The organism is Hymenobacter negativus (assembly GCF_016056375.1).
Taxonomy (GTDB): Bacteria; Bacteroidota; Bacteroidia; order Cytophagales; family Hymenobacteraceae; genus Hymenobacter; species Hymenobacter negativus_A.
On sequence record NZ_JAEDAE010000001.1, the window covers coordinates 174,664 to 193,755 of the forward strand.

Genomic DNA, 19,092 nt, shown 5'->3' on the forward strand with positions numbered 1-19,092 from the left:
GGGGACTTGGTTTTCTTCCGGTTGTTGGACAGTCAATCCAAGTTCCTAAGACCCTAAGTCCCCAAGACCCCTACGTCAGCGCATACAGCAAAATATTCACTCCAAACTTGGTGTTATCCTCGGCCAGAAAGCGCTTGTTGCGGAAGTCGTAGTCCCACTCGCAGCCGTAGTCTTTGTTGGAATACAGCACGCCGATGCGGCCCTTGATTTCGATGGCTTTCAGGTAGTCGTGCACTAGGTCGTCGCCCCAGCCGTTGAGCTCGAAACCGGTGTTGGGCGGGCCGTCTTTGAAGGTGAAAAACTGGGAGTAGATGGGGTGAGTTTTGGGAATTTTCTTCAGCGCGCCACTGCCGAAGCACTGGCGCATCTGCTCCTCAAACGAGCGGGCAAACAGGCCATCGATGTCGTGGTTGCAGTCGTCGACGAACACGAAGCCGCCGTTGCGCACGTACTGAATAAAGTTCTGTTTCTCAGCGCCCGAAAACTGCACCAGCCGGTGCCCCGAGAGGTAACAGAAGGGGTAATTGAACAGCTCTGCACTGTCCAGCGCCACTACTTTTTCCTTGGGGTCGACGGGTACTTTGGTGTACTGCACCAGCGAGTGCAGCAGGTTGGCGGGCATGCGCTCGTCCACCGCATCCCAGTCGCCGGAGTGGTATTTCAGGCGCACAAAGGTGAAAGGGGCAGCGGGCACAGTAGAAAGGGTAGCAGCGGAAGAAAAACGAAAAAGCGAACAGGCGCTAGCGCGATAGTCGGTCGGGAAATAAATCGGTTGCGCAGGGCGTTGAAATCGGCGGTAATTAAATCAGGGCTTGCCCTAAACCGCAACCTTTTGCCAGCGTCCAACTGTATTAAAGGCTACTGTTTTCGGCCCTGCTGTTGCCGAAGCTACGCCTGAAATCTCGGATGGCTTCGTCCTGTTATCCTCATCCTATATCCACTATTTGCTATGAAAAAGCTGTTGATAATCGCATTACTGAGTTTTGGGCTGATGCCGCTGGCGCACGCACAGTTTGGCATTAAAGGCGGGCTGAACGTGGCCGAAATGACCGGTCGCGATGGCGAAAGCGCTTCTTACAAACCGTTTTACCACGTCGGGATTTTCTATCAGGCCAATATCCTGGGGCCGCTGTCCATTCAGCCCGAAGTGCAGTATTCGGTGGCCGGCGGCAACCTGAAATCGGCCTTTACCAACTACGATAGCGAACTGCACTACCTCACCGTACCCATCCTGGCCAAGCTTACCGTGGGGCCGGTATTTGTGGAAGCCGGGCCGCAATATGGCATCCTGCTCAGCGCCAACCAGTCGGGTACTATGCAGGTAGGATTTACCCCCGATGGCCAGCCTGCCTATGGCAACCAGTCGCGGTCGGCCAGCAGCGAGTTTAAACGCAACGATTTCAGTGTGGTAGGTGGTGTAGGTCTGAAACTTGCCAGCGGATTTTCGCTGGGCGGCCGCCTCGTAGCGGGCCTGAACGATATTAACGACGCCAAAAACCTGTCCGGCATCAACGACCCGCGCCTGCAAAATCGGGTGTTTCAGGTGTATGCCGCGCTGCAGTTTGGCGGGAAGAAGTAGCGTGGACTCTGCGAGTCCGCGAGCGAGCACAGCGAGCATCCGGCGTATGGTACGGCCATAGATGTTCGCTGCACTCACTCGCGGACTCGCAGAGTCCACGCTACAATCTAAATCGCGTCCGAGAGGCTCGTGAACGTGAAGTCCCGGATTTTTAGGGGCGGAATCAGGCAGCCGGCCAGGCGCTGGGGCCGGCCGATGGCCTCGATGTTATTCAGCATGATAATCGGGCTTTCGTTGAAGCGCAGGTTCTTGATGGGGAATTTGATGGTCCCGTTTTCGATGTAAAAAGTCCCGTCACGCGTGAGGCCGGTGTAAAGCAGCGTCTGCGGGTCGACTTCGCGGATGTACCACAGGCGCGTCACCAAAATGCCCTTGGCCGTGCTTTTGATGAGCTCGGCGGTGCTTTGGGTGCCGCCCGCCATGATGAAGCCGCTGGGGAAAGCCGTGGCCGCCACCTTGTTTTTCTCAGCCCAGAAGCGGGAGTAGTATAGCTGCTTCACCACGCCTTTCTCAATCCAGTTGAGGCGCTTGGTGGGCAGGCCTTCGCCGTCGAAAGCGCTGCCGGGTACCTCGGCATTCATGGGGTCGGAGTAGATGTTCACCCGCTCATCGAACAGCTTTTCACCCTTGCGGTTGCCGCCGCCTTTCTTGGTCATGAAGCTGCGCCCCTCGTCGGCCGAGCGGGCATCCAGCCCATACATCAGCCCGCCGAGCAGCGACAAATCGCCGCCGTCCATCAGCGCGGCCGGCTCCAGAATCACGGTGTACTTGCCGGGCTCGATGGCCTTGGCGTTTACCGAGCCCAGGGCTTTGTCGGCGGCGCGCTGCGTCAGGGCTTTGGCGTTGAGCTTGGCGGGGTCCGTCACGTCGGCAATGGCGTAGCCCGAGCCGCGCCCGTCGGCGGTGCGCACCGTCACCGAGAAGTCGGTGTTGGTGGATTGCTGGTAGGCTTCGAGGCCCTTGGAATTGCGGATGGCCTGGAACCGCGTGCCGCCATCGAGAAAGCCGGCGGCGGTCAGGTTTTTGGCAGCGCACAGGTTCATGCTGTCGGCCGCGGCCTGGGCGCGGGTGGCGGCCGTGAGCAGCGTGGTGGCCGTGGAGGGCGGGCTCACGTAGGTTTGCGGGCCGAGCAGGGGCACGTATTCGGGGCTTTCGGGGGCGAGCTTCGCAATTTCCTCGGCCCGCTGCACGCAGCGTTTCAGGGTGGCGTCGTCGAACTCGTTGCAGGTGGCAATGCCGCTGCGCTTGCCGAAGCGACTCTCGACCACCAGCGACACGGAATTCTGGGCGCCGGCCGTGCTCACGCTGTTGCGCGCGTAGCGAATGTTGCCGGTGGTGCGACCGTTCAGCGATACCGCGCACTCGTCAGCAGTGCTGTAGCTGAGGACTTTTTTCAAGAGAGCCTGGGCTTCGTCTTTGGAATAGATAGCCATGATGATTTGCAGAAATGTGGGGGAAGGAAAGGGCTAAACCTTGCGGGCCGTGTTGATGACGTTCACGCCGTTGAACCGCGTGGTGGCCGAGCCGTGGCTCACCGACGACACCTGGGCCGGCTGGCCCTTGCCGTCGAAGAAAGTGCCGAACAGGCGGTAGTCCGACTGGTCGCACGAGCCGGCGCAAGCGCCCCAGAATTCCTGGGTGTTCGACTGATAGGCCACGTCTTCCAGCGGCTCGGTGATTTTGCCTTTCTCGATGGCGAAAAACAGCTGCCCGCCAAACTGGAAATTGAAGCGCTGCTGGTCGATGGAGAACGAACCCGCCCCCGCAATGTAAATGCCCTTGTCCACGCCCTTCACCATCTCATCGGGGCTCATTTTGGCAGTGCCGGGGCGGAGGCTCACGTTGGGCATGCGCTGAAACTGCACGTCTTCCCAGCTCTGGGCGTAGGCGCAGCCGTCGGATTCTTTCTGGCCCACGATGTGCGCCTGGTCCCTAATTTTCTGATAGTTCACCAGCTTGCCTTCCTTGATGAGGTCCCACTCACGGGTTTTTACGCCCTCGTCATCGTAGCCCACGTTGCCCACCGAGCCAGGCTGCAGCTTGTCGGCCACAATGTTCACGGCCTTCGAGCCGTAGGGTAGGTTTTTGGCCTTCCACTCCAGGGTGGCAAAGCTGGTGCCGGCAAAGTTGGCCTCGTAGCCCAGCACGCGGTCCAGCTCCGTGGGGTGGCCGACGGACTCGTGAATGGTCAGTCCCAGGTGGCCGGGGTCAAGGACCAAATCATACTTGCCGGGCGTTACTGATTTCATGGTCAGCTTGGCTTTGGCCTGCTTGCCGGCCAGGGCGGCATCGGCCAGCATGTCGTAGCGCAGCTTGTAGCCGATGGTATCGGTGCCCTGCGGGCCGCGCACCTGCTCGGCCGCGCTGGGCGTGAGGTACTCAAAGCCCAAACCCACCGGTGCGCTCAAGGCCTCGCGCGAGCGGAATTTGCCCGACTTCATATCCACCGCCGTGGCCGAGAACGTGGGCCAAAGCCGGTGAATGTCCTGGTCGATGTAGGAGCCGTCGGTGCTGGCGAAATACTTCTGCTCGTTCACCTGAAACAGGGCCGAGTTGATGTAGTTGGCCCCCGCATCCATGGCGGCGGCGTTGGCCGCCAGCAGCAAGTCCACTTTTTGCTTGATGGGCACCTCGAAGGCACTTTGCTGAATAGGCGTTTTCCAACTCACCTCGCCGTAGCCTTGCTGCGCGGCCAGCTGCACGGGCTCTTTCATTACCAGCTTGTTGGCCTTGGCAATGCTCACGGCTTCGCGGGCGGTGGCGGCCAGGTTGGCTTCGGTCACCACGCTCGTGGAGGCGAAGCCCCAGCAGCCCGCCACCAGCACCCGAATGCCCACGCCGTAGCTCTCGGTGCTCACTATGTTCTGCACCTGCTTTTCGCGCGTGAACACATACTGGTTCAGCGAGCGGCCGATGCGCACGTCGGCGTAGTCGGCTCCGGCGGTTTTGGCGGCGTTCAGGGCCGCGTCGGCCAGGCGCTTTTTCACGGCCACGTCAGCGCCCGGCTCCAGCAGGCGGGCGGGGTCGACGGGCGTGTGACCAAAGCCCGGCAGGCTCGGCAGAAACAAGGCTCCGGCGGCGAGGCCGGTGAGGCCCACAAAGTCGCGTCTTTTCATAAGGTTTGCAGAAAAAAGTGAAAGTGTAGCGTGGGCTCTGCGAGTCCACGCCTTGGTTAGTAATGCAAGAGTAAAACCCACTAAGCGCAGACTCGCAGAGCCCACGCTACAAACTACACCGCGTCCGACAGGCTCGTGAACGTGAAGTCCCGGATTTTGAGCGGCGGCACGAGGTTGCCGTTCAAGCGCACTGGTTTGCCGATGGCTTCCAGGTTATTCAGCATAATCACCGGGCTTTCGTTGAAGCGGAAGTTCTTGATGGGGAACTTGATTTGGCCGTTTTCAATGTAGAACGTGCCGTCGCGCGTGAGGCCAGTGAACAGCAGCGTCTGCGGGTCGACGGGGCGGATGTACCACAAGCGCGTCACCAATATGCCCTTGGCCGTGCCCTTGATGAGGTCGGCGGTGCTTTGGGTGCCGCCTTCCATAATCCAGCCGTTGGGCCGAGGCAGGTCGGGGATGCCGGCTTTTTGCGCCCAGTAGCGCGAGGAGTAAAGGTTTTTCACCACGCCCTTTTCAATCCAGGTGGTGCGCTGCTGGGGCCGGCCGTCGCCGCTGAAGGTGAGGTCGCTGATTTCCGGATTCAGCGGGTCGGAGTAAATCGTCACCCGCTCGTCGAACAGCTTTTCGCCCTTGCGATTGCCGCCGCCTTTCTTGCTCAGGAAGCTGCGGCCTTCGTCGGCGTTGCGGGCGTCGAGGCTCTGCATAAGCGCCCCGATGAGCGAAGTGTCCACGTTGGACAGCAGCGCATTCGGCTCCAGAATCACGGTGTATTTGCCCGGCTCAATGGCCCGCGCCTTCATCGAAGAAGCAGCCTTATCGGCCGCAATTTTCGTGAAGCGGGCCGCGTCCATCTTGCTCGAATCAATGTAGTCGCCCGAGGCGTAGCCCGAGCCGGTGCCGTCGGGCGTGCGCACCGTCACCGAAAACGTGACGTTGGAAACCTGCTGATAAGCTTCCAGGCCCTTGGAGTTACGCTTGGCCACGAAGCCGTGCGAATCGTCCAGAAAGCCCGCCGAGCTGAGCTTGCGTTGGTCGCAGAGCGCCATGCTGGCCCCGATTTGCGCGGCGCGGTAGTCGGGCGTGATGCCAGCCGTGGCGGCCGAGTAGGAGCGGCTGCCATCGATGTACTGCTGCGGCCCGAGCAGCGGCATATACTCCGGGCTTTCCGGCGCGAGGCGCGCAATTTCCTCGGCCCGCTGCACGCAGCGGCGCAGGGTGGCATCGTCGAACTCGTTGCAGGTAGCCACGCCGGCACGCTTGCCGAAGCGGCTTTCCACGGCCAGCGAAATATTGTCACTGGCCCCAGCCGTGCTGATGGAGTTGCGCGCCGAGCGCACGTTGCCGCCGGTGTTGCCGCTCAGCGTGGCGTCGCACTCGTCGGCGGTGCTGAAGCTGAGGACTTTCTTGAGTATCGTTTGGGCTTCGTCTTTGGAAAGAATGGCCATGATATTTTCAGATGTGGGGATGAGGGTCTGATAGGACCTTTCAATTAACCGATTTTGCGCGCCGTGTTAATCACGTTCACGCCGTTAAACCGCGTGGTACTCGACCCGTGGCTCACCGCCGAACTCTGGCTGGGCTGCCCTTTGCCGTCGTTGAAGGCGCCGAAGAAACGGTAGTCGCTTTCGTCGCAGGTGGCGGCGCAGGAGTTCCAGAATTCCTGGGTGTTGGCCTGGTAGGCCACGTCTTCCAGCATTTCGGTGATTTTGCCTTTCTCAATGGCGTAAAACACCTGCCCGCCAAACTGGAAGTTGTAGCGCTGCTGGTCGATGCTGAACGAGCCGTTGCCGGCAATGTAAATGCCCTTGTCCACCTTGCTCACCAGCTCGTCCACGCTCAGCTTGTCTTTGCCGGGCAGCAGGCTCACGTTGGGCATGCGCTGAAACTGCACGTCCTGCCAGCTCTGCGAGTAGCAGCAGCCGTCCGAATGGTCCTGGCCCACCACGTGCGCCTGGTCGCGGATTTTCTCATAGTCCACCAAACGGCCTTCCTTAATCAAATCCCAGCGGCGGGTTTTCACGCCCTCGTCGTCGTAGCCCACCGCGCCCAGGGTGCCGGGCTGGATTTTATCGGCCACGATGTTCACCACTTTCGAGCCGTAAGGAATACCCTTGGCTTTCCACTCCAACGTAGCGAATGAGGTGCCCGCGTAGTTGGCCTCGTAGCCCAGTACGCGGTCGAGCTCCAGCGGGTGGCCCACGCTTTCGTGAATGGTCAGGCCCAGGTGGTGCGGGTCGAGCACGAGGTCGTATTTGCCGGGCACCACCGATTTGGCGGTCAGCTTCTGCTTCACCTGCTTGGCGGCGGCGGCCACGTCTTCCAGCATGTCGTAGCTGTACTTGTAGCCGATGAGGTCGGAGCCGGTGGGGCCGGCCACCTTATCGGCGGCTTTGGGCGTGAGGTACTCGTAGCCCATACCCACGGGCGAGCTCATGGCCTGCCGCGAGCGGAACTTGCCGCTGGACCGGTCGATGGCCGTGACGCCGAACGTGGGGTAAATCCGGTGAATGTCCTGGTCGATATAGGAGCCGTCGGTGCTGGCAAAATACTTCTGTTCGTTCACCTGAAACAACACCGAATTGATGAACGATACCCCCAAATCCAGCGCCTTGGCGTTCACGCCCAGCAGCAAATCCACCTTGTCCTTGATGGGCACCTCGAAGGCATTCTGCTGAATCGGGGCTTTCCAGCTCACCTCGCCGTAGCCCTGTTGCGGGGCCAGCTGCACTTTTTCCTTCTGCACTTTCGAGTTGGCCTTGGCAATCTGCACGGCCAGTTGGGCGGCTTTTGCAATGCCGGCCTCGGTCACATTGTTGGTCGAGGCAAAGCCCCAGGTGCCGTTGGCAATGACGCGGATGCCCACGCCGTAGCTCTCGGTGCTGGCAATGTTCTGCACCTGCTTTTCGCGGGTGAAAATGCTCTGGTTGAGGTAGCGGCCGATGCGCACGTCGGCGTAGCTGGCCCCGGCGGCTTTGGCGGCATTCAGGCCGGCATCGGCGAGGCGTTTTTTCTGGGCCACGTCGGCACCGGGCTCCAGCAAGCGGGCAGGGTCCACGAGGGTGCCGCCCAGGCTGGGGAAGCTGGGCAGAAAAAGGGCCCCGGCTGCCAGGCCAGAAAGTCCCACAAAGTCGCGTCTTTTCATTGAAGGGAAGAAATGTAGCGTGGACTCTGCGAGTCCGCGCGTGGGAGAGTTTTAGTTAAAGTTGAAAGCGAATGCGCCCGCTGCAAGCCGGCCGATGCGCGGACTCGCAGAGTCCACGCTACAACCTACACCGCGTCTGAGAGGCTGGTGAAGGTGAAATCCCGGATTTTGAGCGGCGGCACGAGGCTGCCGTTCAGGCGCACAGGCTTGCCCAGCGCTTCCAAGTTGTTCAGCATAATTACCGGGCTTTCGTTGAAGCGGAAGTTTTTCACCGGGAATTTAATCTGGCCGTTTTCGATGTAGAACGTGCCGTCGCGCGTGAGGCCGGTGTAGAGCAGCGTTTGCGGGTCGACGGCCCTAATGTAGTAGAGGCGCGTCACGAGAATGCCCTTGGCCGTGCCTTTGATGAGCTCGGCGGTGCTTTGGGTGCCGCCGGCCATAATCCAGCCGCCGGGCGGCGGGATATCGGGCGCGCCCGATTTCTGGGCCCAGAAGCGTGAGGTATAGAGGTTCTTCACGATGCCTTTTTCTACCCAAGTCACTTTTTGCTGCGGTCGGCCGTCGTTGGCGAAGGTCAGGTCGGGCACGTCGGGGTGGGTGGGGTCGGAGTAAATGGTCACCCGCTCGTCGAATACCTTTTCGCCCTTCTTGTTGCCACCGCCTTTTTTGCTGAGGAAGCTGCGGCCCTCGTCGGCGTTGCGGGCGTCCATTGCACCCATCATGTTGTTGAGCAAGTCGATGGCGGCGGCCGGCTCCAGAATCACGGTGTACTTGCCCGGCTCAATGGCCTTCGCGCCCACCGACGATGCCGCCTTATCAGCCGCCACCCGCGTCAGGCGGGCCGCGTCGAACTTCGCCAAATCCGTGTAGTTGGCAATGGCGTAGCCCGAGCCCGTGCCATCGGCCGTGCGCACCGTAATGGAAAAGTCAAGGTTGGAAACCTGCTGGTAAGCCTCCAGGCCCTTGGAGTTGCGCTTGGCCACAAAACCCGCCGAATCATTAAAGAAGCCGGCAGAACTCAGCTTTTTCTGCTCGCACAGCGCCATGCTGGCCCCAATCTGCTCAGCCCGATAATCAGGCGTAATAGCCGCCGTGCGCTGGGCAAACGAGCCCGGCGAGGCCAGGTAGGTCTGCGGCCCGAGCAGCGGCACGTACTCGGGCGACTCGGGCGCCAGGCGGGCAATTTCCTCGGCCCGCTGCACGCAGCGCCGCAGCGAGGCGTCGTCAAACTCGTTGCAGGTGGCTAGCCCGCTGCGCTTGCCAAAGCGCGCCTGCACGGCCAGGGCCACATTTTCGCTGGCCCCGGCGGTGCTGATGGAGTTGCGGGCCGAGCGCACGTTGCCGCCGGTGCTGCCGTTGAGCGTTGCCTCGCACTCATCGGCGGTGCTGAAGCTGAGGACTTTCTTGAGTATGGTTTGGGCTTCGTCTTTGGAGAGAATGGCCATTGAAATAAGGGTTTGTAGGAACGCGCCCTGGCGCGTTCAATCGTTGTACCATCAGCCGGGCTGTTTCCACGGCACGACCGCCGAACGCGCCGGGGCGCGTTCCTACCCGATTTTGCGGGCGGTATTTATCACGTTCACGGCATTAAACCGCGTGGTGGACGACCCGTGACTCACCGCCGAAACCTGGCTGGGCTGGCCCTTGCCATCGAAAAACGACCCGAACAGGCGGTAGTCCGATTCGTCGCAAATCGCGGCGCAGGAGTTCCAGAATTCCTGGGTGTTGGCCTGATAGGCTACGTCCTCAATCATGCCCGCAATCTGGCCTTTTTCGATGGCGTAAAATACCTGCCCGCCAAACTGAAAATTATAGCGCTGCTGGTCGATGGAATAGGAGCCGCGCCCGGCGATGTAAATGCCCTTGTCGACGCCCTTAATCAGCTCGTCCACGCTCAGCTTGGTTTTGCCGGGCTGCAAACTCACGTTGGGCATGCGCTGGAATTGCACCGAATCCCAGGAGTCGGCGTAGCAGCAGCCGTCCGATTCCGTCTGGCCGACGATGTGCGCCTGGTCGCGGATTTTCTCGTAGTTCACCAGCACGCCGTCTTTAATCAGGTCCCAGCGCTTGGTTTTTACGCCTTCGTCGTCGTAGCCCACCGCGCCCAACGAGCCGGGCTGCAGCTTGTCGGCCATGATGTTCACCAGCTTCGAGCCATAGGGAATCTGCTTGGCCTTCCACTCCAGCGTGGCAAACGAAGTGCCCGCGTAGTTGGCCTCGTAGCCTAGAACGCGGTCCAGTTCGAGCGGGTGGCCGATACTTTCATGAATCGTAAGCCCCAGGTGGTTGGGGTCGAGCACGAGGTCGTATTTGCCGGCCGTGACGGATTTCGCAGTCAGCTTTTCCTTCACCTGCTTGGCGGCCAGGGCGGCATCTTCCAGCATATCGTAGCTGTTGCGGTAGCCGATGAGGCCGGTGCCACTGGCGCCCGCAATCTTGTCGGCAGCCTGGGGCGTGAGGTACTCGTAGCCCAGGCCCATGGGCGCGCTCAACGCGTCGCGGGTGCGGAACTTGCCACTGGCCCGGTCGATGCCCGTGACCGAAAACGTGGGCCAGATGCGGTGCACGTCCTGGTCGATGTAGGAGCCGTCGGTGCTGGCAAAATACTTCTGTTCGTTAATCTGAAACAGCGAGGAGTTCACGAAGCTCGCGCCGTTGTCGGTGGCTATTGCGTTGGCCGCCAGTAGCAATTCCACCTTCTGCGCCACCGGCACTTCGAAGGCATTTTGCTTGATGGGCGTGCGCCAACTCACTTCGCCGTAGCCCTTTTGCGGGGCCAGCTGCACCTTCTCCTTCTGCACTTTGGCGTTGGCCTTGGCAATGGCCACGGCCAGCTGCGCGGCTTTGGCCAGGCCGGCTTCGGTCACGGTGTTGGTGGCGGCGAAGCCCCAGGTGCCGTTGGCCAGCACCCGCACGCCGCCCCCAAAGCTTTCGCCGCTGGCGATGTTTTGCACCTGCTTTTCGCGGGTGAAAATGCTCTGGTTGAGGTAGCGGCCGATGCGCACGTCGGCGTAGCTGGCGCCGGCGGCTTTAGCGGCGTTCAGGGCCGCGTCGGCCAGGCGTTTTTTCTGGGCCGGGTCGAGGCCGGGCTCCAGTAGGCGGGCGGCATCTACGAGCGTGCCGCCCAGGCTAGGGAAGCTGGGCAGAAAGAGGGCCCCGGCGGCCAGGCCGGACAGTCCCACAAAGTCGCGTCTTTTCAAAAGAGAGTAGGGATTCGGATGATAAGGAAAGCAGATTCGTAAAGATGGGACGGAATCTTAATGAAAAAGACAAGCAGATAACCGAAACGTTGCGTTGTCTTTTTGGAGCCCGGGACTTGCGGAAAATTTTGTTGCAGAAAGCTTGTCGGGGCCGGGCCAAATAGCCAGCAATTGCGAGGGCTACGGCGCCTCAGCCTATGAATGCAGGAAGATTGGCTGTCTGAAAAAAGCCTGCTTTAGCGAGGTTGGGAGCTTTGTTCCTGCTGTTTATTCTGCTATTCCAGCCATAGCGCTATGAAATACCAGCTAAATACAAGTCGCAGCCAGCACCACTTTGTCCTTGAATAAGCAAGTGAGGACGCGTGTCTTTGTGTCGTTCAATTTTCAACCTTCACTTCCATTTTTCATGAACAAACTTTCAATGTTGCTGCTGGCTGCCGCTTTGATGACGAGCACCGCTACCCACTCACTCGCTGCCACCCAGGCGGTTGCGGTTACAATTCCAGACGAGGGCTATAACTATGGCTACGCCGCCGGCCAGCGCTACCTGACGTACACCACCGACATGGCCCGCATTGCTGATGAGTGGCACAAAGCGCTCAAAAATGTTGATTTCTACAACAGCACCGGCGAAACCGGACGCGCCGAGTGGTGGCAGGGCTATGCCGATGGCCTGCAGTATTTCGATAACAACAGCTACTAAATCCCACCTAGCTCGTTACGTACAGCACTTACTAAAACCAAAAAAGCCCCGCCAATTGGCGGGGCTTTTTTGGTTTGATGGGCTCGTCAGCCTTACACTGGATGGCCTAGGACTATTTCGACGGCCGCCAGGAAATGCTCACGCCCGAGGCACCGTTGCCAAAGTAGCTGGGCGCCATGCTCACATCGCGGCCGATGGACTTGCGGCCCCAGCGGTTGCGGTGGCTCAGATAGGCCAAGTGAGCGGATAGAATGCCAAAGCCCGCGCCGGCCACCACGTCGCTCTGCCAGTGCTTGTCGTTTATCATGCGCAGGGCGGCCACGCTCGTGGCAATGGTGTAAGCGCCCACGCCGTACCATTGGCTCTTGTCCCGAAACTCGGTGTGCACGATGCTGGCCGCCAGAAATGCCTGCGCCGTGTGCCCCGAGGGAAACGAGAGGTTATCGGCGCCGTTGGGCCGGGTCTCGTTAGCGAGGTATTTCACGGCGAAGGTACTGGCCAGCATGATGGCCTCGCCTTTGGCAATGATAAGCAGCGTGTTGATGCGGTCATTGCGCGACTCCACGCCCGCCAGCGCCACCGCGCCCAACTCGACGTAAGGCAAGAAAATTACCGTGTTGTCAATCATCGTATTGACGGGCCGAAACTGCTTCTGCACAAACGTGCGGGCATCGTGGTTGATGCCCGCATCGCCCTGCGCCGTGATGGCGCCGTAGGTTATCAGCACCGCAGGAATGGCTACCGCTTTGAACAGCTTGCTTTTCAAAAATGGCTTGTTGCTGGGGGCCGAAACGCCGCCGGGGTTGGCGTATTTTTTCGTAGTGTCAGAAGGCGTAGGCTTAACCTGAGCCTGAACCGGGTGGATTGCCCCGAACAGCAGCATAGCGGCAGCAAAACGGGTAACTAAAAAGGAGCGCATGAAGAAAGAATTTGAGTCAGATTAAACAGCAAATTCATTTCTACGGGTGGGGTAATAAAAACGTAACATCATATTCTGAGGAAAATAGTAAGTTGATTGGTATGAATAAGTTGCCGCAATAAAAAAGTCCCCGCCAGCTTGGCGAGGACGTTGAATTCTGTGCGAAATCTGTTGATTTAGTGGCTATTCCCAGCCGCCGCCCAGTGCCCGGACCAGTGCCACGCTGGCTCCCAGCAAATTGCTCTGGGCCTGGGTGAGCAGCGTAGCCGCGTCGAGGGTCTGGCGGTCGGCATCCACCACTTCGAAGTAGGTGGTGAGGCCGGCGCGGTACCGCTCCTTGGTGAGGGCGCTGGCCAGGCGGGCGGCGCGGTAGGCGCGCTGGCGGGCCGCCACCTGGGCCTGGTACTGGCGCACGTCGGCCTGGCTGGTTTCCACTTCCTGAAAGGCGTTGAGCGCGGCCTGCCGGTAGTCGGCCACCAGCGCTTCCGCTTCGGAGCGGGCCACCTGCTCGTTGGCGCGGTTGCGGCCACCGTTGAAGACGGGGATGCTTACGCCGCCGCCCACGTAGTAGGTGTAGTTGTCGGCTACCTTCACGATATCGCCCAGCTGGGCGCTTTGCGGGCCCAGGTAGCCGTTGAGGCGCACGGTGGGCAGGCGGGTGAGCTTTGCCACATCGACGCGGGCGCTGGCGGCGGCGAGGCGGCGCTCGGCCTGCTGCAAATCGGGCCGGCGGGCCAGGAGGGCAGCGGGCAGAGAAGCCGGCACCACCGGCGCAGTGAGCGGCCCGGCCTGCGCCGGCACCGCGAAACCGCTGGCTGGCTGGCCCAGCACCGTGGCCAGGGAGGCTTCGATGCCCAAGCGCTGGCGGCGGGTTTCTACCACGCTGGCGTCCACGTTGGCCAGCTCGGTTTCGGCGCGGTGCACAGCTATTTCATTGTCCACGCCTGCCTGGTAGCGGGCGCGGGTCAGCTCCAGGCTGTGCTGGCGGTCGAGACGAGCGGTGTCGAGCACGAGCAGCTGCGCATCGAGCCCGCGAATGTTGAAGTAGTAGGTCGCGGCATCGGCCGTGAGGGAGAGCAGCACGGTGCGGCGGTTGGCCTCCTGCACCTGCGCGTCGGCCTCGGCGGCCCGGATGCTGCTGCGGATGCGGCCCCACACATCAAACTCGTAGCTGGCATTGATGGGAATATAATACTGGGTCTGAATTACGCCCAGATTATTGGTCGCTACCGGAAACGGCAGCGGCCGCAGCCCCGACAGCCGCGAGCGGTACACCTGCGGGTCCACCGTTACCAACGGCGAGCGGTACGAATTGGCCACACGCACATTGGCGCGGGCCTCCTCCACGCGGGCCAGGGCGGCTTGCAGGCTGAAGTTCTGAGCGGTGGCCTGCTGTTCCAACGTGTTCAGGCCGGCATCGTTGAAGAGCGTCCACCAGCTGCCGGACACGGGCGGGTTGTCCACGGTGGGCGGTGTGCTGCTGGCCACGGCCGCCGGCGGCGTGGCGGCCGTGAGGCTATCGGCCGTGTTTTTCCAGGCGGCGGGCGTGGGCAGGCTAGGCGGCGCGTAGCTGGGCGGCCGCACGCAGCCGGCCAGCAGCGCGAGGAGTAGAAAAGGAGAGATGCGGAGGGTCATTGGACGAAGCAAAGTCAAATCTGGCGGTCATGCTGAGCGCAGTTGAAGCATCTCTACCGCGCAAGTAATCAATCTGCTGCAACGAAGTGGTAGAGATGCTTCGACTGCGCTCAGCATGACCGTTCAATTAACAGCTAACAACTATCCGTTACTTCACCGGCGACGACACGCGCGGCGCGTCCGGGTCATTCGGGCGGGGCTTGGCGGGCGGCGGGCCGGCGGGCTTGGTGGGCGGGACGAAGGCTTTGGTTTGCACGGCCTGGCCTTCGACAAGGGTTTCGGCCGGGTTCAGCACCAGTTGCTCGCCGCCTTGCAGGCCCTGCGATACTTCAATTTGGTTGCCGAAGTCGCGGGCAGTGGTGATGGACTGGTAGTGGATTTTGCCATCCTGCACCATGGCCACGCGGCTGTCGGTGCCGCCGGGGACCAGCGCATTGGCCGGGATGATGACGCTGGGCGCGGTGCGCGGTAGATAAAATTTCACCTGGGCATAGGAGCCGGGGCGCAGCTCGCCGCGCGGGTTCGGCACCTGCACTTCGGTGAGCAGGGTGCGGGTGTTGGGGTCGAGGGCGCCGGCATCGCGCACCACCTTGCCTTTAAAAGGCTTGCCCACAAATTCCGGCACCAGGTAGTCGGCCGTCATGCCGTTTTTGATGGCGGGGGCGAAGTTCTGCGGTACCTGCACGTAGGCGCGCAGCTTCTCGGTTTGCTCAATCTTGAACAGCTGCGAACCCGGCGCGTTGCTGCTGCTCACCAGGCTGCCTACTTCCACGTTCCGTTGTGTGACGATGCCGCTGAACGGGGCCGTGATGCGGCGGAAATTCTGCTGGGCCAGCAGCTGTTGCAGGGCCGCCTGTTGCACCGAAAACTGCGACTTAGCCACGTCCAATTCCTGCTTGGAGATGGCGCCGGGCAGAGCTACACCGGCCAAGCGGTTGTAGCTGGTTTTGGCCAGGCCGAGGTTGGCACGGGCCTGGGCCACCTGCTGGTCGAGCTCGGGTGTGGTTACTTCGGCCAGCACTTGGCCGGCGTGCACCTTCTGGCCAATGTCGGCGCTCCACGATTTCACGAAGCCGTTGGCCTGGGCAAACACGAATGTTTCGCGCAGCGACTTGGTATCGGCGGGCAGGGTAACGGTGGTGGTATCGGGCGCGGCTTTGGCCGGGGCCACGGTCACGGTCGGCTTCGCGTCGATAACCTGTTTGGCTTCGGCGTCGCGAGCTTTTTCCTGCTTGTGGCGTGGCATGTAGCCCAGCACGAACAAGCCGGCGAAGACGACCAGCACAACCAGAATTATCAGCCAAAACCGGCTGGAGCCGGAAGAATTAGAATCGGACATTAGGCAAAAGAATCGGGGCGGAATGCAGCAGTTGGAAGTGGAAGCGGGGAGGGCTAAGCCTGAGCCGTGGCCACCGGCTTCGTCTTCTTCAGGTAAGAGAACATAATCGGCACAAAAAACAGGGTCGTCACCGTGGCCAACGTGAGGCCGCCAATCACAGCGCGGCCAAGCGGAGCGTTCTGCTCGCCGCCCTCGCCCATGCCCAACGACATGGGGAGCAGGCCGATAATCATGGCCAGCGCCGTCATCAGCACCGGGCGCAGACGAGTAAAGCCGGCGTCCAGCGCCGCATCGCGCGGGCTCAAATCGGGCTCTTCCTCGCGCCGCTCATTGGCGAATGTGACGAGCAGAATAGAGTTGGCCGTGGCCACGCCAATGCACATGATGGCGCCCATCAGGGCCGGGACGCTGAGCGTGGTTTGCGTCACAAACAGCATCCACAGGATGCCCGCCAGCGCGCCCGGCAGGGCGGTGATGATGATGAGCGGGTCCATCCAACTCTGGAAATTCACCACCATCAGCAGGTACACCAGCACAATGGCACCGGCCAGCCCCAGGCCCAGCCCGGCAAACGACGTGCGCATGGAATCGGCCTGCCCGCGCAGGGCCAGCGTGGTGCCTTTAGGAAGGTTCTTCTCCGTGTCGGCCAGGATTTTACGGATGTCTTTGCTCACGCCGCCCAGGTCGCGGCCGCTCACGCTGGCGTACACGTCCACGGTGCGCTGGATGTTATAGTCCGATACTACTGCCAGCGCCTGGCTGCGGCGCACGGTGGCGAAGTTGCTCAGCAGCTGGGCCTGGTCCTGGCCCGCGCCGGTCACCCCAATACTGCCAACTTCATCGAGCGTGGACAGGGCGCGGGGCGGGGTTTGCACGGCCACCTGGTAGCTCACGCCGGTAGCAGGGTTCAGCCACTGGCTGGGCGAAGTCTGGGAGCTGGAGCTGAGGTTGACCAGTACGTTGTTGGCAATGTCGCGCTGCGAGAGGCCGGCCTCTTGAGCCCGCACCCGGTCAATGTCGAGGCGGAGCTGGGGCTGGTCGAAAGCCTGGTACACGAAGGCATCGACGAGGCCGGGAATCTTCACGATTTTCTCCTTGATTTCGCCCGCGATGCGCTGGTTAGCCACTTTGTCGCGGCCAATTACCTGAATGTCAATTGGGGCGGGCAGACCAAAGTTCAGGGTCTGGTTCACGATGTCGGCCGGCTGGAAGAAGATGGTCAGGTCCGGATATTGCTTGTGCAGCCGGCGGCGGATTTCGTTGATGTACTCGCCAGTGGGGCCGTGCTCCTCCTTCATGCTCACCAGGATTTCGCCATCACCGGCCCCAATGGTGGGGTTGTCGCTCAGCAGCAGGTTGATGGGTATGACGGGCAGGCCGATGTTGTCGAGCACGAGGTCCAGCTCATCGGCCGGAATCACCTGCCGAATTACCTGCTCCACCTGCCGGAAGCGTACCTCCGTTTCCTCCACCCGCGTGCCGGTGGGCACCCGCACGTGCAAGCGTAACTGGCCGGCGTCCACGGTCGGGAAGAAGTTCTGGCCGATGAGCGGGAACAGGCCGAGCGAGCCAATAAACAGCACCATAAACGCCAGAATGACTTTGGGCCGGTTGCTTAGCGCCCAGTCCAGCGCCCCGCCGTACACGCCGCGAAACTTCTCGAACCGATGCTCGAAGCCCTTGTGCAGCTTCCAGACCCAGGTCTGGGTGATGGCCTGGCCAGCTTCGCGTTCCGAATCGGTGATTTCATCTTCGGCTTCCTCCTCGGGCGTGCCGCTGGGGTGGGCCTTCTCGTACTGTTCGCGACGAATTATTTCGAGGTCGCGCTCAATCTTGCTCACCGGCTGGCCGTTGCGCTGGTGTAGGCTGGGCAGGTCGGGCTCCTCCTGGGCGTGGTAGATGGGCAGCTCCTTGCGCAGCAGGTACATAACCAGCGTGGGCACCAGCGTCCGGCTCAGAATGTAAGACGCCAGCATGGCGAAAATCACCGCCGTGGCCAGCGGTGCGAAGATGGCCGACGCCACCCCGCCCAGGAAAAACACCGGCACAAATACAATGCAAATAGCCAGCGTAGCCACCAGCGCGGGCGTAGCAATCTGCTGAGCTCCATCCAGAATGCTGCGCTTAAGCAGCTTCTTCATGCCCATGTTGCGGTGGATGTTCTCGATTTCCACCGTCGCGTCATCCACCAGAATGCCTACGGCCAGCGAGAGGCCGCCCAACGTCATGATATTCAGCGTCTGCCCCAGAATGTTCATCACGATGATGCTGACCAGAATCGAGAGCGGAATGCTGGTGGCAATAATCAACGTGGAGCGCCAGGAACCCAGAAACAGCAGAATCATGAGGGCCGTGAGGGCCGCCGCGATGCAGGCCTCGATGATAACGCCCTTGATGCTGGCCCGCACGAAGAACGACTGGTCGAACAACAGCTTGATGTTCAGGGCCGGGGGGGCGTTGGCCTGGATATTGGGCAGCGCCTTTTTGATTTTTTCGATGATGTCGAGCGTGCTGGCCGCGCCGCTTTTCAGAATCGGGATAATGGCCGTGCGGCGGCCGTTCTGGCGCACAATGTTGGTTTGCACGGCCGCGCCCTCGTGCACAAACGCCACGTCGCGGATGTAGGTGGTGGTGCCATTTACCGTCTTGATGGGGAGGTCGTTGAGCGTGGCAATGGCCTCGGGGCTGGAGTTCAGCTTCACGTCGTATTCCCGGTCGCCGATTTTGGCCGAGCCGGCCGGGATGATGAGGTTCTGGGCCAGCAGGGCCGTCACCACGTCGTTGCCGCTCAGGTTTTTGCCGGCCAGCTTGTCAGGGTCGAGGTCGACCATAATCTGCTTGGGCTTGCCGCCGTTGGGCAGCAGCACCGACGCGCCCTGCACCACCGCCAGCCCCGGCCGGATGAAGGCGTTGGCCGCATCAAACAGGTCCGACTCGCCCAGCGTCTCGGAGCTGAGCGAGGTCTGGGCAATGGGCACGTTGGAGGCCGAGTAGCGGATGATGAGCGGCGGCGTAATTCCCTGAGGCAGCACGCGCAGCAGCGTTTGGGTGATGGCCGTGAGCTGGGCCACACCGGCATCAGGGTTCGAGCCGGGCTGGAAGAACACCTTAATCAGGCCCACGCCCTTCAGGCTCTGGCTTTCCTGATGCTCCACGTTGTTCACGGTGGTGGTGATGGCGCGCTCCACCGGGATGATGATGCGCTGGTTCATCTCCTCAGGCGAGATGCCGGAGTAGCCCCACACCACGCCCACCACCGGAATCGGGATGTCGGGAAAAATATCCACCGCCATCCGCTGAATGGTGAGGCCGCCGCCCACCAGAATTAGCAACGCCATCACCACAAAGGTGTAGGGGCGCGCCAGCGCTAGTCTAACTATCCACATATCGTCCGTTTTCTGCGTTCGCCGGTGCAGCGCATCGACTGCAAGGGCTCCTAACTACTCGGCACGAGTT

Annotated in this window: 13 protein-coding genes; 2 read left to right on the forward strand and 11 right to left on the reverse strand. The window is 61.2% G+C overall.

All coding sequences use genetic code 11. The features are described 5' to 3' along the window. Positions 1–70 precede the first annotated feature (70 nt). Positions 71–694 (reverse strand): DUF4159 domain-containing protein, encoded by a 624-nt coding sequence (locus tag I7X13_RS00830; protein ID WP_198070276.1) that lies wholly within the window; start codon positions 692–694, stop codon positions 71–73. Positions 695–949: 255 nt separating this feature from the next. Between I7X13_RS00830 and I7X13_RS00835 the strand changes: the two genes are divergently transcribed. Next, entirely contained in the window at positions 950–1,579 is a 630-nt protein-coding gene (locus I7X13_RS00835; RefSeq protein ID WP_198073999.1) for a porin family protein, read from the forward strand. A gap of 107 nt (positions 1,580–1,686) precedes the next feature. Here the strand turns inward: I7X13_RS00835 and I7X13_RS00840 are convergent, their stop codons facing one another. The 6 genes from I7X13_RS00840 to I7X13_RS00865 form a co-directional block, all read right to left on the reverse strand. After that, positions 1,687–3,012: a TldD/PmbA family protein gene (locus I7X13_RS00840; RefSeq protein ID WP_198074000.1), complete on the reverse strand. Its 1,326-nt coding sequence runs from the start codon at positions 3,010–3,012 to the stop codon at positions 1,687–1,689. A 33-nt stretch (positions 3,013–3,045) separates the two neighbouring features. Next, positions 3,046–4,695, reverse strand: a complete 1,650-nt coding sequence (locus I7X13_RS00845; protein ID WP_198074001.1) for a TldD/PmbA family protein — start codon at positions 4,693–4,695, stop codon at positions 3,046–3,048. 113 nt (positions 4,696–4,808) lie between these two features. Then, positions 4,809–6,143 carry a TldD/PmbA family protein gene (locus tag I7X13_RS00850; protein ID WP_198074002.1) on the reverse strand — a complete coding sequence of 445 codons (1,335 nt, stop codon included), beginning with the start codon at positions 6,141–6,143 and terminating at the stop codon, positions 4,809–4,811. Between the two features lie 44 nt (positions 6,144–6,187). Continuing rightward, entirely contained in the window at positions 6,188–7,840 is a 1,653-nt protein-coding gene (locus tag I7X13_RS00855) for a TldD/PmbA family protein (protein WP_198074003.1), read from the reverse strand. A 125-nt stretch (positions 7,841–7,965) separates the two neighbouring features. Further along, complete coding sequence (locus tag I7X13_RS00860; RefSeq protein WP_198074004.1) at positions 7,966–9,285, reverse strand: TldD/PmbA family protein; 1,320 nt, start codon at positions 9,283–9,285, stop codon at positions 7,966–7,968. Positions 9,286–9,387: 102 nt separating this feature from the next. Next, a complete protein-coding gene (locus I7X13_RS00865; protein WP_198074005.1) occupies positions 9,388–11,040 on the reverse strand; it encodes a TldD/PmbA family protein in 1,653 nt (550 codons plus the stop codon). A gap of 406 nt (positions 11,041–11,446) precedes the next feature. On the opposite strand from I7X13_RS00865, the gene I7X13_RS00870 reads away from it, so the two are divergent. Continuing rightward, the gene (locus I7X13_RS00870) at positions 11,447–11,743 is read left to right on the forward strand and encodes a hypothetical protein (protein WP_198074006.1); all 297 of its coding nucleotides are present in this window, start codon (positions 11,447–11,449) and stop codon (positions 11,741–11,743) included. Between the two features lie 112 nt (positions 11,744–11,855). On the opposite strand, the gene I7X13_RS00875 is transcribed toward I7X13_RS00870, so the two are convergent. The 4 genes from I7X13_RS00875 to I7X13_RS00890 form a co-directional block, all read right to left on the reverse strand. Then, a complete protein-coding gene (locus I7X13_RS00875) occupies positions 11,856–12,662 on the reverse strand; it encodes a phosphatase PAP2 family protein (RefSeq protein ID WP_198074007.1) in 807 nt (268 codons plus the stop codon). A 183-nt stretch (positions 12,663–12,845) separates the two neighbouring features. Continuing rightward, positions 12,846–14,297 carry an efflux transporter outer membrane subunit gene (locus I7X13_RS00880; protein ID WP_198074008.1) on the reverse strand — a complete coding sequence of 484 codons (1,452 nt, stop codon included), beginning with the start codon at positions 14,295–14,297 and terminating at the stop codon, positions 12,846–12,848. 148 nt (positions 14,298–14,445) lie between these two features. After that, complete coding sequence (locus I7X13_RS00885; protein ID WP_198074009.1) at positions 14,446–15,636, reverse strand: efflux RND transporter periplasmic adaptor subunit; 1,191 nt, start codon at positions 15,634–15,636, stop codon at positions 14,446–14,448. Between the two features lie 53 nt (positions 15,637–15,689). Then, positions 15,690–19,022: an efflux RND transporter permease subunit gene (locus tag I7X13_RS00890; protein ID WP_198074010.1), complete on the reverse strand. Its 3,333-nt coding sequence runs from the start codon at positions 19,020–19,022 to the stop codon at positions 15,690–15,692. Positions 19,023–19,092 lie beyond the last annotated feature (70 nt).